General features: G+C 36.6%; 13 protein-coding genes, 1 tRNA gene and 3 pseudogenes. 12 read left to right on the top strand and 5 right to left on the bottom strand.

The genetic code is table 11. The features are described 5' to 3' along the window. The 11 genes and pseudogenes from fadH to B9T34_RS16800 form a co-directional block, all read left to right on the top strand. Nucleotides 1-500, top strand: a pseudogene (gene fadH / locus B9T34_RS16855) (NADPH-dependent 2,4-dienoyl-CoA reductase); the annotation flags it as partial. Between the two features lie 89 nt (nucleotides 501-589). Further along, nucleotides 590-680 (top strand) — tRNA-Ser (locus B9T34_RS16850). A gap of 797 nt (nucleotides 681-1,477) precedes the next feature. Further along, nucleotides 1,478-1,738, top strand: a complete 261-nt coding sequence (locus B9T34_RS16840; RefSeq protein WP_086214291.1) for a hypothetical protein — start codon at nucleotides 1,478-1,480, stop codon at nucleotides 1,736-1,738. A gap of 18 nt (nucleotides 1,739-1,756) precedes the next feature. Next, nucleotides 1,757-2,341 (top strand): hypothetical protein, encoded by a 585-nt coding sequence (locus B9T34_RS16835; RefSeq protein ID WP_086214290.1) that lies wholly within the window; start codon nucleotides 1,757-1,759, stop codon nucleotides 2,339-2,341. A 10-nt stretch (nucleotides 2,342-2,351) separates the two neighbouring features. Beyond that, nucleotides 2,352-2,732, top strand: a complete 381-nt coding sequence (locus tag B9T34_RS16830) for a hypothetical protein (protein WP_086214289.1) — start codon at nucleotides 2,352-2,354, stop codon at nucleotides 2,730-2,732. A 121-nt stretch (nucleotides 2,733-2,853) separates the two neighbouring features. Then, on the top strand, nucleotides 2,854-3,156 hold the full coding sequence (locus tag B9T34_RS16825) for a hypothetical protein (protein WP_086214288.1): 303 nt from the start codon (nucleotides 2,854-2,856) through the stop codon (nucleotides 3,154-3,156). A 59-nt stretch (nucleotides 3,157-3,215) separates the two neighbouring features. Then, nucleotides 3,216-4,253 carry a DUF932 domain-containing protein gene (locus tag B9T34_RS16820; protein WP_086214296.1) on the top strand — a complete coding sequence of 346 codons (1,038 nt, stop codon included), beginning with the start codon at nucleotides 3,216-3,218 and terminating at the stop codon, nucleotides 4,251-4,253. Nucleotides 4,254-4,567: 314 nt separating this feature from the next. Continuing rightward, nucleotides 4,568-6,166, top strand: a complete 1,599-nt coding sequence (locus B9T34_RS16815; RefSeq protein WP_086214287.1) for a hypothetical protein — start codon at nucleotides 4,568-4,570, stop codon at nucleotides 6,164-6,166. Between the two features lie 161 nt (nucleotides 6,167-6,327). Next, on the top strand, nucleotides 6,328-7,413 hold the full coding sequence (locus B9T34_RS16810) for a nucleoid-associated protein (RefSeq protein WP_086214286.1): 1,086 nt from the start codon (nucleotides 6,328-6,330) through the stop codon (nucleotides 7,411-7,413). Beyond that, nucleotides 7,410-8,651, top strand: a complete 1,242-nt coding sequence (locus B9T34_RS16805) for a hypothetical protein (RefSeq protein WP_086214285.1) — start codon at nucleotides 7,410-7,412, stop codon at nucleotides 8,649-8,651. Before B9T34_RS16810 ends, B9T34_RS16805 begins: the two co-directional genes overlap by 4 nt. Before the next feature lie 19 nt (nucleotides 8,652-8,670). After that, nucleotides 8,671-9,333, top strand: coding sequence for a hypothetical protein (locus tag B9T34_RS16800; protein WP_086214284.1), 663 nt, complete (start codon nucleotides 8,671-8,673; stop codon nucleotides 9,331-9,333). 105 nt (nucleotides 9,334-9,438) lie between these two features. Here B9T34_RS16800 and B9T34_RS16795 read toward each other — a convergent pair whose 3' ends face one another. From B9T34_RS16795 to B9T34_RS16780, 4 genes are all read right to left on the bottom strand, one after another. Then, nucleotides 9,439-10,518, bottom strand: coding sequence for a hypothetical protein (locus B9T34_RS16795; protein ID WP_139841285.1), 1,080 nt, complete (start codon nucleotides 10,516-10,518; stop codon nucleotides 9,439-9,441). A 27-nt stretch (nucleotides 10,519-10,545) separates the two neighbouring features. Then, nucleotides 10,546-11,724, bottom strand: coding sequence for a YagK/YfjJ domain-containing protein (locus B9T34_RS16790; RefSeq protein WP_086214282.1), 1,179 nt, complete (start codon nucleotides 11,722-11,724; stop codon nucleotides 10,546-10,548). Nucleotides 11,725-12,074: 350 nt separating this feature from the next. Further along, the gene (locus B9T34_RS16785; protein ID WP_086214281.1) at nucleotides 12,075-12,308 is read right to left on the bottom strand and encodes a helix-turn-helix transcriptional regulator; all 234 of its coding nucleotides are present in this window, start codon (nucleotides 12,306-12,308) and stop codon (nucleotides 12,075-12,077) included. A 98-nt stretch (nucleotides 12,309-12,406) separates the two neighbouring features. Then, entirely contained in the window at nucleotides 12,407-13,414 is a 1,008-nt protein-coding gene (locus tag B9T34_RS16780; protein ID WP_086214280.1) for a hypothetical protein, read from the bottom strand. A gap of 137 nt (nucleotides 13,415-13,551) precedes the next feature. Between B9T34_RS16780 and B9T34_RS16775 the strand changes: the two are divergent. After that, nucleotides 13,552-14,063, top strand: a pseudogene (locus tag B9T34_RS16775) (hydrolase or metal-binding protein); the annotation flags it as partial. Between the two features lie 172 nt (nucleotides 14,064-14,235). Here the strand turns inward: B9T34_RS16775 and B9T34_RS16770 are convergent. Then, nucleotides 14,236-15,169, bottom strand: a pseudogene (locus B9T34_RS16770) (IS5 family transposase). Between the last annotated feature and the right edge of the window lie 205 nt (nucleotides 15,170-15,374).

Genomic DNA, 15,374 nt, shown 5'->3' with positions numbered 1-15,374 from the left:
ATGTATCTGAATTTTTGCTTAAACCGCCGCATCAGCCGCAACCGCAGCCTTTGGCGGATTGGCAACGTGAATGGGGCGTCGATCCAGCAGTAAATTATATTTCTGAAGGCGGTATGCAGCCTGCTGAAGTGCATGCGCCTATACGTGAAATTTATTTGCTACAGCGTAAAGCCACTGCACTAGGTGCAGGTCTAGGCAAAACATCTGGATGGGTGCACCGCGCACAGCTAAAAAAACATCAAGTCCGCATGCTGCGCGGTGTGCAGTATAAGTCTGTTACGGATGAAGGTTTGTGGATTGAGATGGGAGGTCATGACCAATTGCTGCGTGTCGATACCGTTGTTGTTTGTGCAGGGCAGGAGTCCATTAAAGATTTAATGCCCCCAGAAAATGAAAAGACATTGGCGAATTACCATATTATTGGCGGCGCAAAACTGGCTGCAGAACTTGATGCAAAACGTGCAATACGTGAAGGCGCAGAATTGGCAGCACGTTTGTAAGGCTTTTTGGTGAAACAATATTCATTTGAAAGGCTTAGTTGTAATTTTTTCTTGTCATCATTGGAAAAGCTCCGTATGATGGCGCACATGGAAGCGTGGCAGAGCGGTTTAATGCACCGGTCTTGAAAACCGACGAGGGCTTATACCCCTCCGTGAGTTCGAATCTCACCGCTTCCGCCAAATATTTAAATAAGCCCTTGTTTTTACAAGGGCTTATTTTTTGTCTATGGTTTTACCCCACAACCTACCCCTCATCAAATTTTGGATTGGATTGGCTTCTTTTAGCCGTATTTAGAAGATTAAGGAATGTAGTTTAAAAAACTGTATTTAAATCTAACTATATTCTTATTCAAACATTTCATAATTCTAAATATTTTCACTATTCATTCGCTTAGCTTGCTTGACGCTCTATAGCGTGCAGATTATCCTTAGCCGGCTGACCTACATCGTCAGTCGGTTTTGACAGACCGTTTTCATCTAGAACATCAAAAAAGTAATTTTTTGGTGGCGAACTCGTTCGTCCCTCCAGCGTTGCGGTAGGACGGGGGAGGGACGCCTTCGGGCGTGCCGGTTCCTAGATGACTGGTCTGTCAACCCTTTCTCGTTCTGCCACCATCATTTGACAGTGATTTGGTAGAACTTCTATATCATCTAGGAGCATGCCATGCGCTTAAATTATTCTCGTCTTTTGTATTTTTCTTTTTCCATATTCGTGCCGATTGGTTATTAGGCCGCGTGCTGTGCTGTGCTGTGCTGTTGCGCATAGCTGTGTCTGTGACTTTTTAAGAATAAAACTTTTTCAAATACATATTACCGATATGAAGATGAATCTCTAATGCTGTTTTGAGCTAAGTAGATCTGTACGCTTTATCGTCTATAAAAAATTCAAAAACTTAGATATTCATTCCAACAAATATTGCATGGGGGACACTGGATCTGCTGAAGACCGGTGATGCCTGTAAAAAGAGAAAATGACTATGTTAAAAACTTTCCTAAAAACTGCCCTGATTTCTTCACTGCTTGCAGGCGCGTCATGGGCGCAGGCGGGCTGGTTTGCGCAAGCCAGTGAAGCCTATTTTGTTAAAGCTCGAAATTTGGGTGGCGGGGTGTATCAGTGCATGTATAAAACCAATCCTGGCAACCGTGGTTGGCGTAATTTCACCGTGAACTTTCAGGGTGGCTGTCCGCGCTTTGTTCACTTTAATGCTCAGAATGGTCAAGTCACTGTACCCAACTAAAGACGGGGAGCATTTGAGATGAACCAAAAAACCATATTGGGCTTGGCGGCAATCTTAGCCCTGACCCTGATCAGCATCGCAGGCTTCTATTTCTTTAGCCTCAAACACGTATCTGAAAAAACTGTTCAAGCGGCTAGTACTTCGGAGGCCAGCTCTGCACAGCCATTGGAATCTGCCAGTTCAGAAGCAACATCCACCGAGATTGCAGCGGTAGAAGTGGATGGGATCGATGTCAAAGAACTGACCACGGGAAGCAAGAGTCTGAGTCCATCAGCTCATGAACCTGAGCTGCTCAGCTTTGAGTTTGATAAAAACTTAAAGTCTGTCGATACCTTATTGTCGATGCTGCCTTATGACGAACTGCCTCAGTTTGAGCAGGACAACATAGACAAGTATCAACGCTATGTCTTCGCCAAAGCCGCAAAAGATACAGGCAAATCAGTGAAAGACTTCAGCTTGCAGGAACACGGAGCACTGGAATCGGAGCAGGCGGGTAATCGTTACTACGTTTATAAATTTGATAATGGTACAGACTGTGAAATTCATCTGGTCAGTATTGATTTAAATACGGGCGATTATGGCGTGAGCTATAACTACTGCTGAGGATAAATTTATGAAGCAATTTTTTAAACCCATTCTACTCGCAGTGACTGCAACGACAGGGATGTTGTTGAGCGGGTGTAACTCTGGCCTAGATCCAAATACATTTACGGTAGAACTCGATGTCAAAGATACCAGTAACTGGTATGCGCAAAATCAATCCGCTACGGTATTGACGATTCGTTCCAACAGTGCAGATCCGATTAATGTCACCAACGTTTTAATTAATAACGGGGAATGCAGTTATGAAGGCTATCGCAGATCGCTGGAATACCCGCAGCACTTTAAAATGGGCTTGCGCTTAAGGCTGAAATTAACCGGCTGTGGTTATGATAATGTCGTGCGCGTGGATGTTGAAACGGAACAGGGAACAGCGAGCTACAGCTTTAACTAAGCGCGTTTCAATCTAAACTTTAATTCTAGAACTGACTAAACCGCGTCCTAAAGGGATGCGGTTTTTTTATACCTGCTGCACTCAGAGCTCTAGAGCTGAACTCATCTACAAGGAATATACCGTGTCCTTAATTCAATGTCCCTACTGCAAGTCGGGTAATGTCAAACAGACAGCATCTGGAAACTCAAACTCAAATTACTTTGAACAGCTGCAGCGCTGCATCTCGCCTGCACAAATGGCTTTGCTTGGAGCAAGGCTCGCCAAGAAGGCCGGCCTTTCACCTGCGGCAGGTGCAGCTGTGGGTGTCGTAATCGGCGGTGTGCTGGTGGTTGTCAGTCAATACTGCTTTGAAGCCTATTACAACCAAGCAGATCAATATCTCTGTTTGGGTTGTCGGCAGCATTTTGCTTGGGCCAAGCCTTAACCGCTTTATGGCTCATTACTTCTAAATATTTTATTCAATCAATTTCAGGAATCTTTACTATGGCGCATCAAATTGAACAAATGGCTTATGTCGGTCAAACCCCTTGGCATGGCCTCGGCAACCGACTCACGCATAATCAGCCGATTGAAGTCTGGGCACAGCAGGCCGGCATGGATTGGCGGATTGAATCCTCCAATGTCAGCTATATGGTGCAAAACGAACGCGGGCAAAGTATCATCATGCCTTATGAAGAACAACGGGTCTTGTACCGCTCTGATACCCATGCACCGCTATCTGTGGTCAGCCAACGTTATCAGGAAGTTCAGCCCAAAGAGATTCTGGAGTTTTACCGAGACCTCACTGAACAATCAGGCTTTGAATTGGAAACCGCAGGTGTACTGAAAGGCGGTAAGAAGTTCTGGGCATTGGCACGTACCGGACAAAGTACAGCACTGAAGGGCAAGGATGTCAGCAATGGCTATATTCTTCTTGCAACGGCTTGTGACGGAACATTGGCGACGACAGCGCAATTTACCTCTATCCGTGTGGTCTGCAATAACACTTTAGCCATCGCTCTCAAAGGACAGAGCAGCAGTGCTGGCGTTGTTAAAGTTCCACACAGTACTCGCTTTGATGCAGATAAGATCAAACAGCAGCTGGGAATTTCAGTACGAACATGGGATGAACATATGTATGAAATGAAACAACTCAGCCAGCGTAAAGTCACCCAGGGTGAAGCCGCTGCCTATTTTGATGCTGTGTTTAACAACACCAGCTTCGGCAGTCAGGATCAGGAAGAAAACATTATCCAGTTTTACCGTAATGTCGCATCTCAAGCCAATCCAGCGACAAACAAGACTGAACCGAATGCACGTGCTATGAGCAAAGCCATGAATATGTTTAATGGTCAGGGGCGGGGAGCAGATCTTGCCTCAGCTAAAGATACAGCTTATGGCTTACTCTGTTCAATTACTGAATTTGTGGATCATGAGCGTCGTGCTATGAGTCAAGATCATCGACTGGATTCTGCATGGTTCGGTGCAGGAGCAGGACTCAAGCAGCGCGGACTGGAATTGGCCTTACGATTGGCCATTTAAGTTTAGCTTAATGTTTAAATCTTACAGTTTGGGTATGTGATTAGTATGATCCTCTATATCCCTTTATTAATGACACCTCTTTGCCACATCTCTAGATGTGGCTTTTTTATGTTCAAAAATAGAACTCAGCAGTGAACATGAGTTTGTTATGAATTAAATAGCCTTCTAGCGATACAAACAAAATAGGATATTCCATCAACATTTTATGGATTTTTGTAGAGTAATTTTTCCCTTTTGGTACAATGGCTTAGTTTTTTTTGTGATTAGGTCAAATTGATTTGAGATCACGGGGAATGTAAAAGGTATTAATAATAATGGCTCATAATGTTGGAATAGAGACTGGCAATGAAAATCCAGAATTTGAAAGTTTATTTAGAAATTTAAGACTTGTTAGTAAAAATATTGAGAATTTAAAAAGTGAGAAGTTCAATGAGGAAGATAAAAATAGTTTTAATGTAGAAAACTTTATAAATGAAAAAATATATGAAATTGATCATTGCTTTAAAATAAGTAGAAGGTTTATAGATGATGAAAATAAGAATTTAGTAATGTCAAAAATATTAGAAATTGAGAAAATTTTATCTGATTATAATGCTGTGTTAAAAGATAATAATTTTTTATTTAATTTTTCTTTTAAAAAAGAAATTAATAATATTGTGGATGAGTTGACTTCCATAATAAGAGGGGATGTTGATAATAAGCTAACTGAATATGCTAATTATTATGAAAAAATTGAGCCTCTTATAAATATTGAAAATAATTTATTAAAGTTGGAAACGCTTTTTATTCAAACAGATGATGGAAGTGATAATCTTGAAATAAATAAAACATTAAATAATATTAGGATAATTAATAGTTTTTTTAAAAATAGAGAAAAGTATAAGTTTTTTATAATTTTGCCGTTAGACTATTTGAAAAAATTTGCTGATAAAACCGAAACTTTTTTAGGTTTCTTTAGTGATAGAGGTAGCCAAGATAGTATTGAGCTAATACATGCATTTTATGATGTTTTAAATGCTATGAGTTTTGTTGGTCCTAGAAATAGTTGGAGTAATGATTATTTTTGGGGAGCTACATATAAATATCAGCAATCTAAGGAAATTAATGAGAAATCTAAGGAAATAAGTGAGCTATCAAAAAAACTTACAAGTAAAATTAAAGAGATAGATAATTTAAAAGAACTAGAGAACCTAATTATAGAAGGATATGAATCATCTCTCGGTGAAAGCTTTTCATTAATGGATAAAGTAAAAAATGATATTCGTAGTGAATTATCATTGGCCAAAAATTATGTTACACAGCTAGAAAAAGAGAAAAATGCTGTATTACAGTATTCTGAAGATGTAAAAAATACTGATGCTGTAAAAGTTTATTCAAAATTATATAGTCAAGAGATATTAATAGCTACATGGTTTAGATTTTTTACACTATTAATTTTTGGAATTTTTTCAATTATATCATTGATTTGTTTAATTGCTTTATTTTTATTTCCAGAAAATAATTATATTGTTAAAAATTTAATTAATACGGATAAAATTTTAGGGAAAATTCCTTTTATTATTACTTTCTTTATTTTTGGTTTTTATTTAGCTAAAGAGGGAGAAAAACATAGACGAATTGCTAACCAAGCAAAGCAAACGGAAGGTGAATTGATTGCTTTAGCAAGCTACACTAATGGTTGGGATAGTAAAGAAATTAGAGACTTGAAGGCTAAACTAGCTGATAAATATTTTGGTAAAAACTTATATGAAACTGAAAAGTCTTTACCGCCTGATGGGGATATGGTGAAAAGTCTAATAGAGCAGACCAAAGTGACAACTGATTTAATCAAGACTCTGAAAGGTACAATTGCCCCTTCTACCTCTAGTCAAGATAGTGGGAAAAATAAATCCGGTACGGACCAAAATAACTAAATCTAATTTAGCATAGCGTGAAAGGCTCAATCAGTGATTGGGCTTTTTTGTACGAAAAGATATGTCGCTTTACCTAACACAGTTATTTAAATAGTTTTGTTAAAATGGTATAAGTGCATGCATAAAACCTAATAATTTCAATATGTTTTTTTGAGGGTAGAATGGGAATCCAACACATTATTATTCATGAGATACGCAGGGCTAAAGCTGATGATGGTCAAGATATAATCATTTCGAATATTAAAAATGAAGAAAATGATGTATCAAAGCTGGATGCAGAGTTAGCTGTTGGCCTCATACGAATGTTTGCTAAAGCGAATCTTTATGTTGGCGAATTCGCATTGAATGACGATACTTCAGCATTACCAGCTTTTGAGCAAAAGTTAAAAGATTTCTATGATGAGATTGTGGATTGTTCAGATTTTGTTGAAATGACAAAACAGCTTGCACAGCATTTTGAATCAATCCTAACGAAGGATAAAAGGATTAATGGAGGATATTTAGTCTTTTTTGAGTATGAATCTATGGCTCAGATCAGACTGGCTGTTGCTGTAATTAACAAGACCAAGGGAACTGATGTTGATGGTGAATTAAACTTTGTTGTTCGTGAAATATTGGATATTGATAAATTACATATTGGAGCGACTATTAACATTTCAGAATGGTTAGAAGATATTTCCAACAGATATATTCGTTTTAAGAAAGGTCATGCTGATGAAGTCAGGGACTATTTTCAGAGTTTTATTGGTTGTATTGTTGATGCAAATGCAGCTAAAGAAGAAACACAGAAGCTTAAGACAGCGGTTGAAGACTTTGTAAAAGAAGAGTTTAGTCATATCCCTGATGAGAATCCTGAAAAGCTTATGATGATTCAGGATGAAGTTGATAAGAAACTAATGGAAACCCACGCTTATGTATCTGACTGCTTGAAAAATAATAATGATGTTTTACTTGGAAATATAGCCAAGCGTGTTTTTCCTGAAAAGAGTGAAGACTTTTTTATATATGCATCCAATACACATAACATCTCTGACAATATTTCAATCAGTAAAGGTGTGCTCAATGGTTTCAAAAAAGTAAGCAGTCGTAACAGGGACGTTTCATTGAGCATTGCTCGCCATCTTATAGGACGACGTATCTTCCGCAAAAATGGTAAACTTGAAATTGACGAAAGCTTGTTAACAGCAGAATTTTTAAATGATATTGACAATGCTACAAAAAACCTTAATCAGGCAGATCAGAAATGACAGATAGCCAATTACAAATTTATCGTGAGATTTTACTGTCCCTAAAGGACAGGGAAGACTTTCATGATAAATTTGTAGGTTGGTTTAAATTTGATTCAAATTCTATTTTAAAATTTAAAATGATCTGTGAAGCAGGATTGGCTGCTTCAAGTATTAAGGTTCAAAAAATAACATCACAGAATGCCACATCGATAGATATTAATAATGTTATTTCAAAGTTTGAAAGTAAGTTTTCAAATAATGACTGGTTATTTCAAGTTGAATTAGAAAAAAATAATCTCAACAAAGGAGACGAATTCCTTATATGTGCAGACTGGAATGAACTACTTAGTTTTGAGCATTATGTGACAAATCCTGTGCATGAAATTTATTTTACAGCTTCAGATTCTTATTTTGATAAGTCCTCGCAGAGTGAAAAATATAAAAATTATTTGAAAGTTGGAAAGGTCTTTGAGTTTATTCAGTTTTTGACTGAACAAACCAAAAGTGATCCTGGAACTATTTTTTTTAATCGTTCCTATAAATTTAATTTTTATTTGACAGAAAATTGCTTGGAAAATTCTATAGACAGCGAATCGCTGGAAAGTTTGATGAATAAAGATATGCATAGAGAAGCAATTATTCATTTAATGACTAAAGAAGTTACTAATTTTGTTAAAGATCAAGATGAGAACATTCGCTTTATTCATATTATAAAAAATTTAAATCCTTTAATTCATAATATTAATCATAGTTATCAAAGTTATGTAGATAATTATAGTTTTGATAAAGTTAGAAAGGAATACCTTGAAAAAAGAACAGAATATATCAAAAAAATGAATGATTCATTTGATTCTGTTGCTACAAAAATGTTAGCTGTTCCAGCGGGTATCTGGTTTGCTATAGCTCAAATACAGCAAGTAAACCCCAATGATCAAGTTATTGTAACCAAAAATATAGTAGTATTAATTACTATTACATTTATGGTTGCTTTATTAATTATGAATATTTGGGGGCAGAGAAATATTCTGGTCTCAATGATAAAAGAATACACAAATATTTTTTCTGCATTGTCTTCAAAATTTGAGGATGAAGCAATAAAAATATTATCAGTTAAAGAAGAATTAGACCATAATGCATTTGTTGTAAAATTAAAGATGTATTTTTCAATTTTTTCAGCAATCGCCTTATTAATAATTACATTATTCTTATTTATGCAAAGTAATTACGGTCTAAGTATTTCAAAAATTCTAAATTAATTTTTGCTTTGGTTATCATATGGTTGATTTAATTTTAAAATTATTGCCAATACTTGTCGCACTTGGTCCTTTATTTGTATGGCTTGATAAAACACAGAGATTTTCTCATAGACGAAAATTTTATGCAAAACGAATTGAGGAAGTTAAAGCGTACATTAGCAAATATTATAAGAAAGACGTTCAACAAATTGAAAAGGATTGCGCAGCACAACTTTTAGTTGGATCTGAAAAAGTAGGACATCTTGAAGTAGACTATGTTATTGAAAATTATCCTCAGCGTTTTTTTTCAGTAATTGAAGAGGTTATTACAGCAAGAAAATTCATAAAAATAGAAGTTACTGACGGAAAAACTATTTTTGTCACTCGTTACACTAAATCTCAACTGGTTAAGTTTTTGATTATTCTTGCTATTTCTTATTTTTTATCCTTATTGATTTTGTACTTAAATGATATATTTGTTGCAATATTAACTTGGGTTCCATATCTAAATCCTATTCCTGTAAATTCCAGTGTTTATTTTTTAGGTTTTATTTTTTCTTTATCATTATTCATTCTGACTATTACTTCTATTTGGTTATTATTTTGGGGAGCGGATTCTGCTTGGCGTATTTATGATAAATTAAATGTGCAGTATCGACCTGAAACACCTGAAACACAGAATTCTGCTTCTAAATCCAATTGAGTAACCAAAACGGCACTTTTAGCTTAGCATTGAATAATATTAATAGGTTAGCTATTTAATATAAATCCAACGAGCATATAGCTCGTTGGATTTGTTAAGCCTATATCAACCGTATTGATGTTCAATTCGTACAGTAGCTCTATCCCCATCAACACGCATCCAATAGTCAGTACCGTAAAGATGAGCCTTTAAACGGCTTAACCTCGGTGCAATGCCTGACTGATTTAAATCGTAATAATTTAAATGTTGTCCTTGGAACATTGGAGCTACGCCAGCATTCATTGATGGCACGTCACCATAAGAAATACAGTGGGTAATCGTATTTTCCAAAAATGGATGAACAGTTTGGAATAATTCTGTATCAGTCCAATTATCCATATCTGTGTATTCTTTTTTCACAAAGAAAATCAGTCTTTTACTTATATCACCGATAATATCGATCTCATTTTTCGACAAGATGCCAATCACATCATTTGAATCTTTGTTCAGCCAGACCGCTTTTATGATTGGCTCTACAAGATCAGCCAACATTTCATTCTCCGTTTGACCTTTGAAGTGTTCATCACCGAATTGAGGCATTTTCCCTGAAGCTGTTTTCAATTGGACAACAATGGAATGAACTTCGAACCTTGGAGATTCATCAATCATTATATCGATAAAGCGATTGATATCACCTTGAGATTTTACATACATGGCTCGCCAAGAGTTAAATATGGTGGTGCTGTTTCGCGTACCACATCGAACCTTGAAGTCTGAAAAACAGGTATCTACAGCTTTTTCATAGTATTCACGATTTAAAAACTGACCACTGGAAAGTTGGTGTGCAGTCAAGGTTTCAGCCATGAGTTTAATCAAAGGATTGACCGTCATATTCCTAAAGCGTCCATTCACAAAGGGATTAAAGGTGTAATCGTGTATAACTGGTATCACCAATTGCCCTAACTTGGTGAGGTATAAATCAGGAAACCCAGTTGGCATCCCAGTGGGTTGATGCGTAAAAATTTTTAGGTTCTTTGCTGAACGTATTTTTTTTGCCATGGTGTTATACATTGAAAGTGCAACTGGCTGTATATGCGGTGGATAATTGGTAAAGCCTCGATTTCCAGCTTTGGTCACATGATTCAGCATTTCCAGAGAATCAAATTGTTCTTGGGCAGTTAAAATATCACGGGCATGGATTGGCATGAGTGTCTCCCATATCATAAGCATGATTTAAAAATTTAAATTGAGTTGCTGAGCATATTTACGTGGACGACCAGTATTTGATTTTTTTTCTGGCGCTTCACCGAGTTGGAATCCCCGTGCGCCTTTCATATTGGTAAAATCAAACAGCTGTTCAGTTTTGCAGATGTAATCAAAGGTTTTATACAGATATCCGAGCTTTTCAGTATCTGCATAATGAACCATGCCAATCGCACAGTGCCGATAAGAATCCTTCTTCATGTTGCAGATATAGCTAGTGCCTTGGCCCTGTGTAACTTTGTTCCACAATTTGCCAATGCCTTGGGCGAGGGTAATATCTTGTAGTTGCTTATCCCCATTGAAGAGAAAGTAACAGTGCACATGAAATCCAGAGCGGACGGTGTATTCGAAGCGAAAGATATAACCCACAAGCATTTTCATGACTGGATTATTCCGTTTGTTATTCAGCAGCTTTTGAGTACATGCTTTGATATAAGCCAAATCATGCTTGGAGCGAATTTCTTTCAGGCTATAAGCATTTTTCAGTAAAGTCTGTTGATCTCGCATAAGGGATAAATCCATTCGAACGACCAATAACCTAGAGTAGACTTCCAGCAATTGTTGAATGTATCCAACGCAAACCATTTTCATATTTTTGCAATGGTTATTTTGGTCACGGACTTTTTTTTTGACTTTAGGATCATTCATATACGACTTAATCAATTCTACAAGGTGTAGTAAGGCATCAACAAATGGCTGAATAACTTCAAGATGATGTGATGATCCAACGCCCTGAGTTGCCAGTTCATCGAATTCATCTTGAGTGAGTTGAGATCGAGCATGATCAAAAGCAAGACAGGCCACACCAGGCTCTATCTCTGGAGGTGTGTATGCATGAAGCAGTTCAAAGAAGCTTTTCATTAAAGGTTCAATGGGTTTTGCAAATTTACGAAAAAAACGATCAGTTAAACCGTGCTGTTTTACAGGTACAATCTTAACAATAGGGGACTTACATGCCATGACAGCTTGCACTAACTCAATTTGCTGCAATAGTGGTGTGACAATATTGTCTTGATGATGAATAGCAACTCTCTGCTCTTCACCGTGATTCAGTACTGTGTGTTGATGATCAAATTTCGCTTGCTCTAGGAGCTCATGATCGAGCATCGTAAACAGTCCAGCTGTATTGGATAATTTGGGTTTAGTCATGTCTAAGCCTTGAATTAAATGGAATTGACTTAAAAACACAACGATTAAGTAAAGCTCTCCCTTGGACACGGTGCTAAGGCAGTGTCCATGCGGGAATATCATTCGGTCAAGTGATAGATGCTAACGAATTGGGGATTCATACATGTATTTAATTATATAAATACAAGTTATAATTTATATGGGCATTGATCCAATCATTTAAACTGTATTAAATACATTTAAATAATTGAATAGTATATAAACTATATAAATGATATAAATACCGTAATTCAAACCTTAAGCTAATCCGAAGAGCTAAACTCAAAAGTTGCGTGAATCGTGCATGTTTTTGAGAAACTGCTTGTACAGAATTAGCTCACCGAAGCAGCTCGATCTCGGCAGGACATTTTGTTTCTAATCCACTCTTCAACCTCGCTGACTAACCAGCGTGAAGCCCGGTTTAACTTTACTGGTTTGGGGAAGTTAGGGTCGTAACGTTTCGAGCGTGGGTTTAATCGGTCATAAATGGATGACCGAGATAAACCAATCAGTTTGATAAGCTCACGAAGTCTAAGCATTTGGATTGTATTGATTGATGTGTTCATTTTTACTCCTTATAGATTAGCTTTGGACTAATCAAGGAAAAAAATAAAACATTAGAGATCATCAAAAGTTCGTCAACGGGGGAAATGATAAAGATATGCTAGGATTTTTTATTAACTATGCATTTTTCCTTGAGTTTTTCTTTCAGGTCGGGCCTTTCATTTAGGTAAGCCTTGCTTCTTTCAAAGGGGGTATCTGGATTATTAAAAGTTACTAGTTCACTTTTTAAAGTGTTAATTTTATTTTCAATATTCTCTTTCCAGTCATTGAACGATTCGAACTGTTCTTGAAAATCAGTAAGGTCCTGCGATGAATAGAATGACGTAGATGAAATAGGTTTGCCTTGCTTAAGTAACGATATTTGTTCAGCAACAGATAAAGGTATAATGGCTTTGCGATGGTTGAATATTGAGCATCCTTTATGTTTGTTTACCATAATTTTTAATAAATCTTCTAAATGATTGATCTCATCTTGGATAGATTGAGAAATTATTGCAGTCACTTTCAAATCTAAGTCTTTGTATACTTCCTTTAAACTACTAAATTTTCGGCCTCTATAATTCTGAATATAACTTTCCAAAAAGTTGTAAAAGGGTTGTTTGCGTATGCGCTGAAAATTATATTTTTTGAAGGACTTAGAGACCCCTTGTTCTAAAAAATTTCTTAGAATAGGGGGTAGCATTTTCTGATTCATGCAATCTACATGTGATGAATAAGCAGTCCGAATTTCATTGAATTCACTTTCAATATTTTCTAAAGCATTAGCTTTAAGTGAGAATCTAAATTTACGAATAGCTTGAAGTACTTCGTGATAATGTTTGAGGCGATATTCGAAATCAAGCTTTGCAACTTGATCATTCCCATCTTGATCTGGAAAAAATACCTTAACAGGTTTGTTACAAAGTCTTTTTATTTTATCTTCTTCCGACTCTTTGAAATGACCTTCGTCAATTAAGGTATATATTGCCTTCCTGAAATCTTCTTCATTAGATGCCATGAGGATAGATTTATGGAAACTCAAAAATGGAGACGAGCGGATTTTTTCAAATATAAATTTTTCTAGTGCATTCACTATCAGTATTTGTTCTTGTAGCTGAGAACTTGGCATAAATAATCCTTAAGTAACCCCTTGATTTCTGTACAGACTTAGCCATTTTTATGTACATAATTAATAATTAATATATGTTTTATCAGTATCTTACAATATGATTCAGGAAATATTAGATTTGTGCAAAATCAATTTAATTAGATGAATCCGATGAACTTGGGACATTCATCTTTAGAATCACGGGGTTTAACAGCACACGAACGTTGGCCACACGGCTCAACTACCACCTACTACCAGCAGCCTCCAATAGCTTGCTTTCATATTTTTCACTACAACTGGCTCTTCGAGGGAAAAGTACCACACAAAGTTATCGTACCCCAGTGTATTACGTGGATTTAACGCTACGGGATGGAGTTCATTTACCAGAAGCCATTCATACGGCTAAAGAGATTGATCAAAAAAGTAAGTTGTGTGGGTTTAATCAAGCAGCTTTAGATTAGATGGTAAGACAATGTTTTGCTAATACGCAGTTTGAGATGAATGTAGAGGAAGTATTGGATTTGGTGGTGAAGTTTTATACGGATGAACTTGTTGAATCTGAAAAGGTGCAGGCTGAACCCAAAGGTAAACCTAAATTCAATCAGCGAAAGGGTTTTGTACAGAATATTCATAGAAAGGATTACAGGGGAGTGTAAAAGTTGTTAATTAATAAATTCAATAGAGCCATAATGGCTCTATTGAATTTTATTTTTTAGGCATCGATTAGAACTATAAAACTAAACTTGTAGAAGAGTTAAAGAGCCGGCTCATAATTTGTTTATATTTAAGTGGCTTTGTTGCACAAAGATTTGAAATGCAAAGCGCCCCTAATTGAGCCAAATTTAAGGCGTAACTTGGGTAAGTGGTCGACCTAATTCCGTAAATCTGTTGAGCACTGCTACACGTGCATGAATCTCATTCACTTGGCTATCTAAACTCCTTGCACTGAGTTTATCTCCTAATAATTTAATGCAGTACATCTTAGTTTCAACCAAACTTCGCCGATGATAGCCTGACCATTTTTTTCCATAGTGTCCTGCCTAAACGTGTAACTGTTCGAAGTAATTCATTTCGCTCTAGCGAGCTACTCTTTGTATCTTTCCATGGTTTCGCATTTTTTCTAGGTGGAATCACCGCATGTGCTTGCCGATCTGCAATGACCTGACGGCATCGTTTTGTGTCATAAGCACCATCTGTATAGACAGAATCGATTTGTTCATCTAAAGGGATTTGAGCAAGTAAATCTTCCAGTACCTGTGAATCACTGACATTATTTGCGGTGAGTTGTACAGCACGTATTTGAAAGGTTTCAGCATCGATACCAATATGAAGCTTACGCCATTGGCGACGATATTCAGGTCCATGTTTCTTACGCTTCCATTCACCTTCACCTAAAAACTTTAGGCCAGTAGAGTCTACGAGTAGATGGAGACCACCACTACTTTTTTGATAGCCAATTGCAATATCGATATGCCTTTGTCTTCTGCACAGTGTGGAGTAATATGGCGCTATCCAATCTAATCCACAAAGCTTAATCAGACTTTGGACAAAGCCTTTGACCATTCGCAAAGACAATTTAAATAAAGATTTGATCATTAAGCAGCATTGAATAGCAGTATCGGAGTAAGTTTGATTTCGTCCATGTTTGCCTTGTGATTGTGCATACCACTGGGTCTTTGGATCGAACCAAATAGCAATATTCCCACGATTAATGAGGGCTCTGTTATATGCGGGCCAATTGGTTGTGCGGTAGATTTTGTGTGTAGACTTCTTCATTTGAAAATTATATTGCTGAAGAAGCCCTCAAGAACAGCTTTGTGCAACAAAGCCTATTTAAGTTATAAGTATACAAAACGTTCTTTTTATAGATTTTAGTTTTAAGTCTATTCTTTTTATTCATTCAAGACTAAAAAAAATTGTTTCTGTTAAATTTCAATATGCAAGTTCTAGGATTTGAATGATACCAATAATTTTAAAGGAA

It is taken from the genome of Acinetobacter sp. ANC 3813 (genome assembly GCF_002135435.1).
Lineage (GTDB): Bacteria > Pseudomonadota > Gammaproteobacteria > Pseudomonadales > Moraxellaceae > Acinetobacter.
Note: the sequence above shows the minus strand (reverse complement) of the source record. Positions and strands in the feature narration are given on the sequence as shown.

Coding starts and splice junctions, on each gene's coding strand:
- B9T34_RS16840 (WP_086214291.1), top strand. CDS start 1,478: ATGTTAAAAACTTTCCTAAAAACTGCCCTGATTTCTTCACTGCTTGCA.
- B9T34_RS16835 (WP_086214290.1), top strand. CDS start 1,757: ATGAACCAAAAAACCATATTGGGCTTGGCGGCAATCTTAGCCCTGACC.
- B9T34_RS16830 (WP_086214289.1), top strand. CDS start 2,352: ATGAAGCAATTTTTTAAACCCATTCTACTCGCAGTGACTGCAACGACA.
- B9T34_RS16820 (WP_086214296.1), top strand. CDS start 3,216: ATGGCGCATCAAATTGAACAAATGGCTTATGTCGGTCAAACCCCTTGG.
- B9T34_RS16815 (WP_086214287.1), top strand. CDS start 4,568: ATGGCTCATAATGTTGGAATAGAGACTGGCAATGAAAATCCAGAATTT.
- B9T34_RS16810 (WP_086214286.1), top strand. CDS start 6,328: ATGGGAATCCAACACATTATTATTCATGAGATACGCAGGGCTAAAGCT.
- B9T34_RS16805 (WP_086214285.1), top strand. CDS start 7,410: ATGACAGATAGCCAATTACAAATTTATCGTGAGATTTTACTGTCCCTA.
- B9T34_RS16800 (WP_086214284.1), top strand. CDS start 8,671: ATGGTTGATTTAATTTTAAAATTATTGCCAATACTTGTCGCACTTGGT.
- B9T34_RS16795 (WP_139841285.1), bottom strand. CDS start 10,518: ATGCCAATCCATGCCCGTGATATTTTAACTGCCCAAGAACAATTTGAT.
- B9T34_RS16790 (WP_086214282.1), bottom strand. CDS start 11,724: ATGACTAAACCCAAATTATCCAATACAGCTGGACTGTTTACGATGCTC.
- B9T34_RS16785 (WP_086214281.1), bottom strand. CDS start 12,308: ATGAACACATCAATCAATACAATCCAAATGCTTAGACTTCGTGAGCTT.
- B9T34_RS16780 (WP_086214280.1), bottom strand. CDS start 13,414: ATGCCAAGTTCTCAGCTACAAGAACAAATACTGATAGTGAATGCACTA.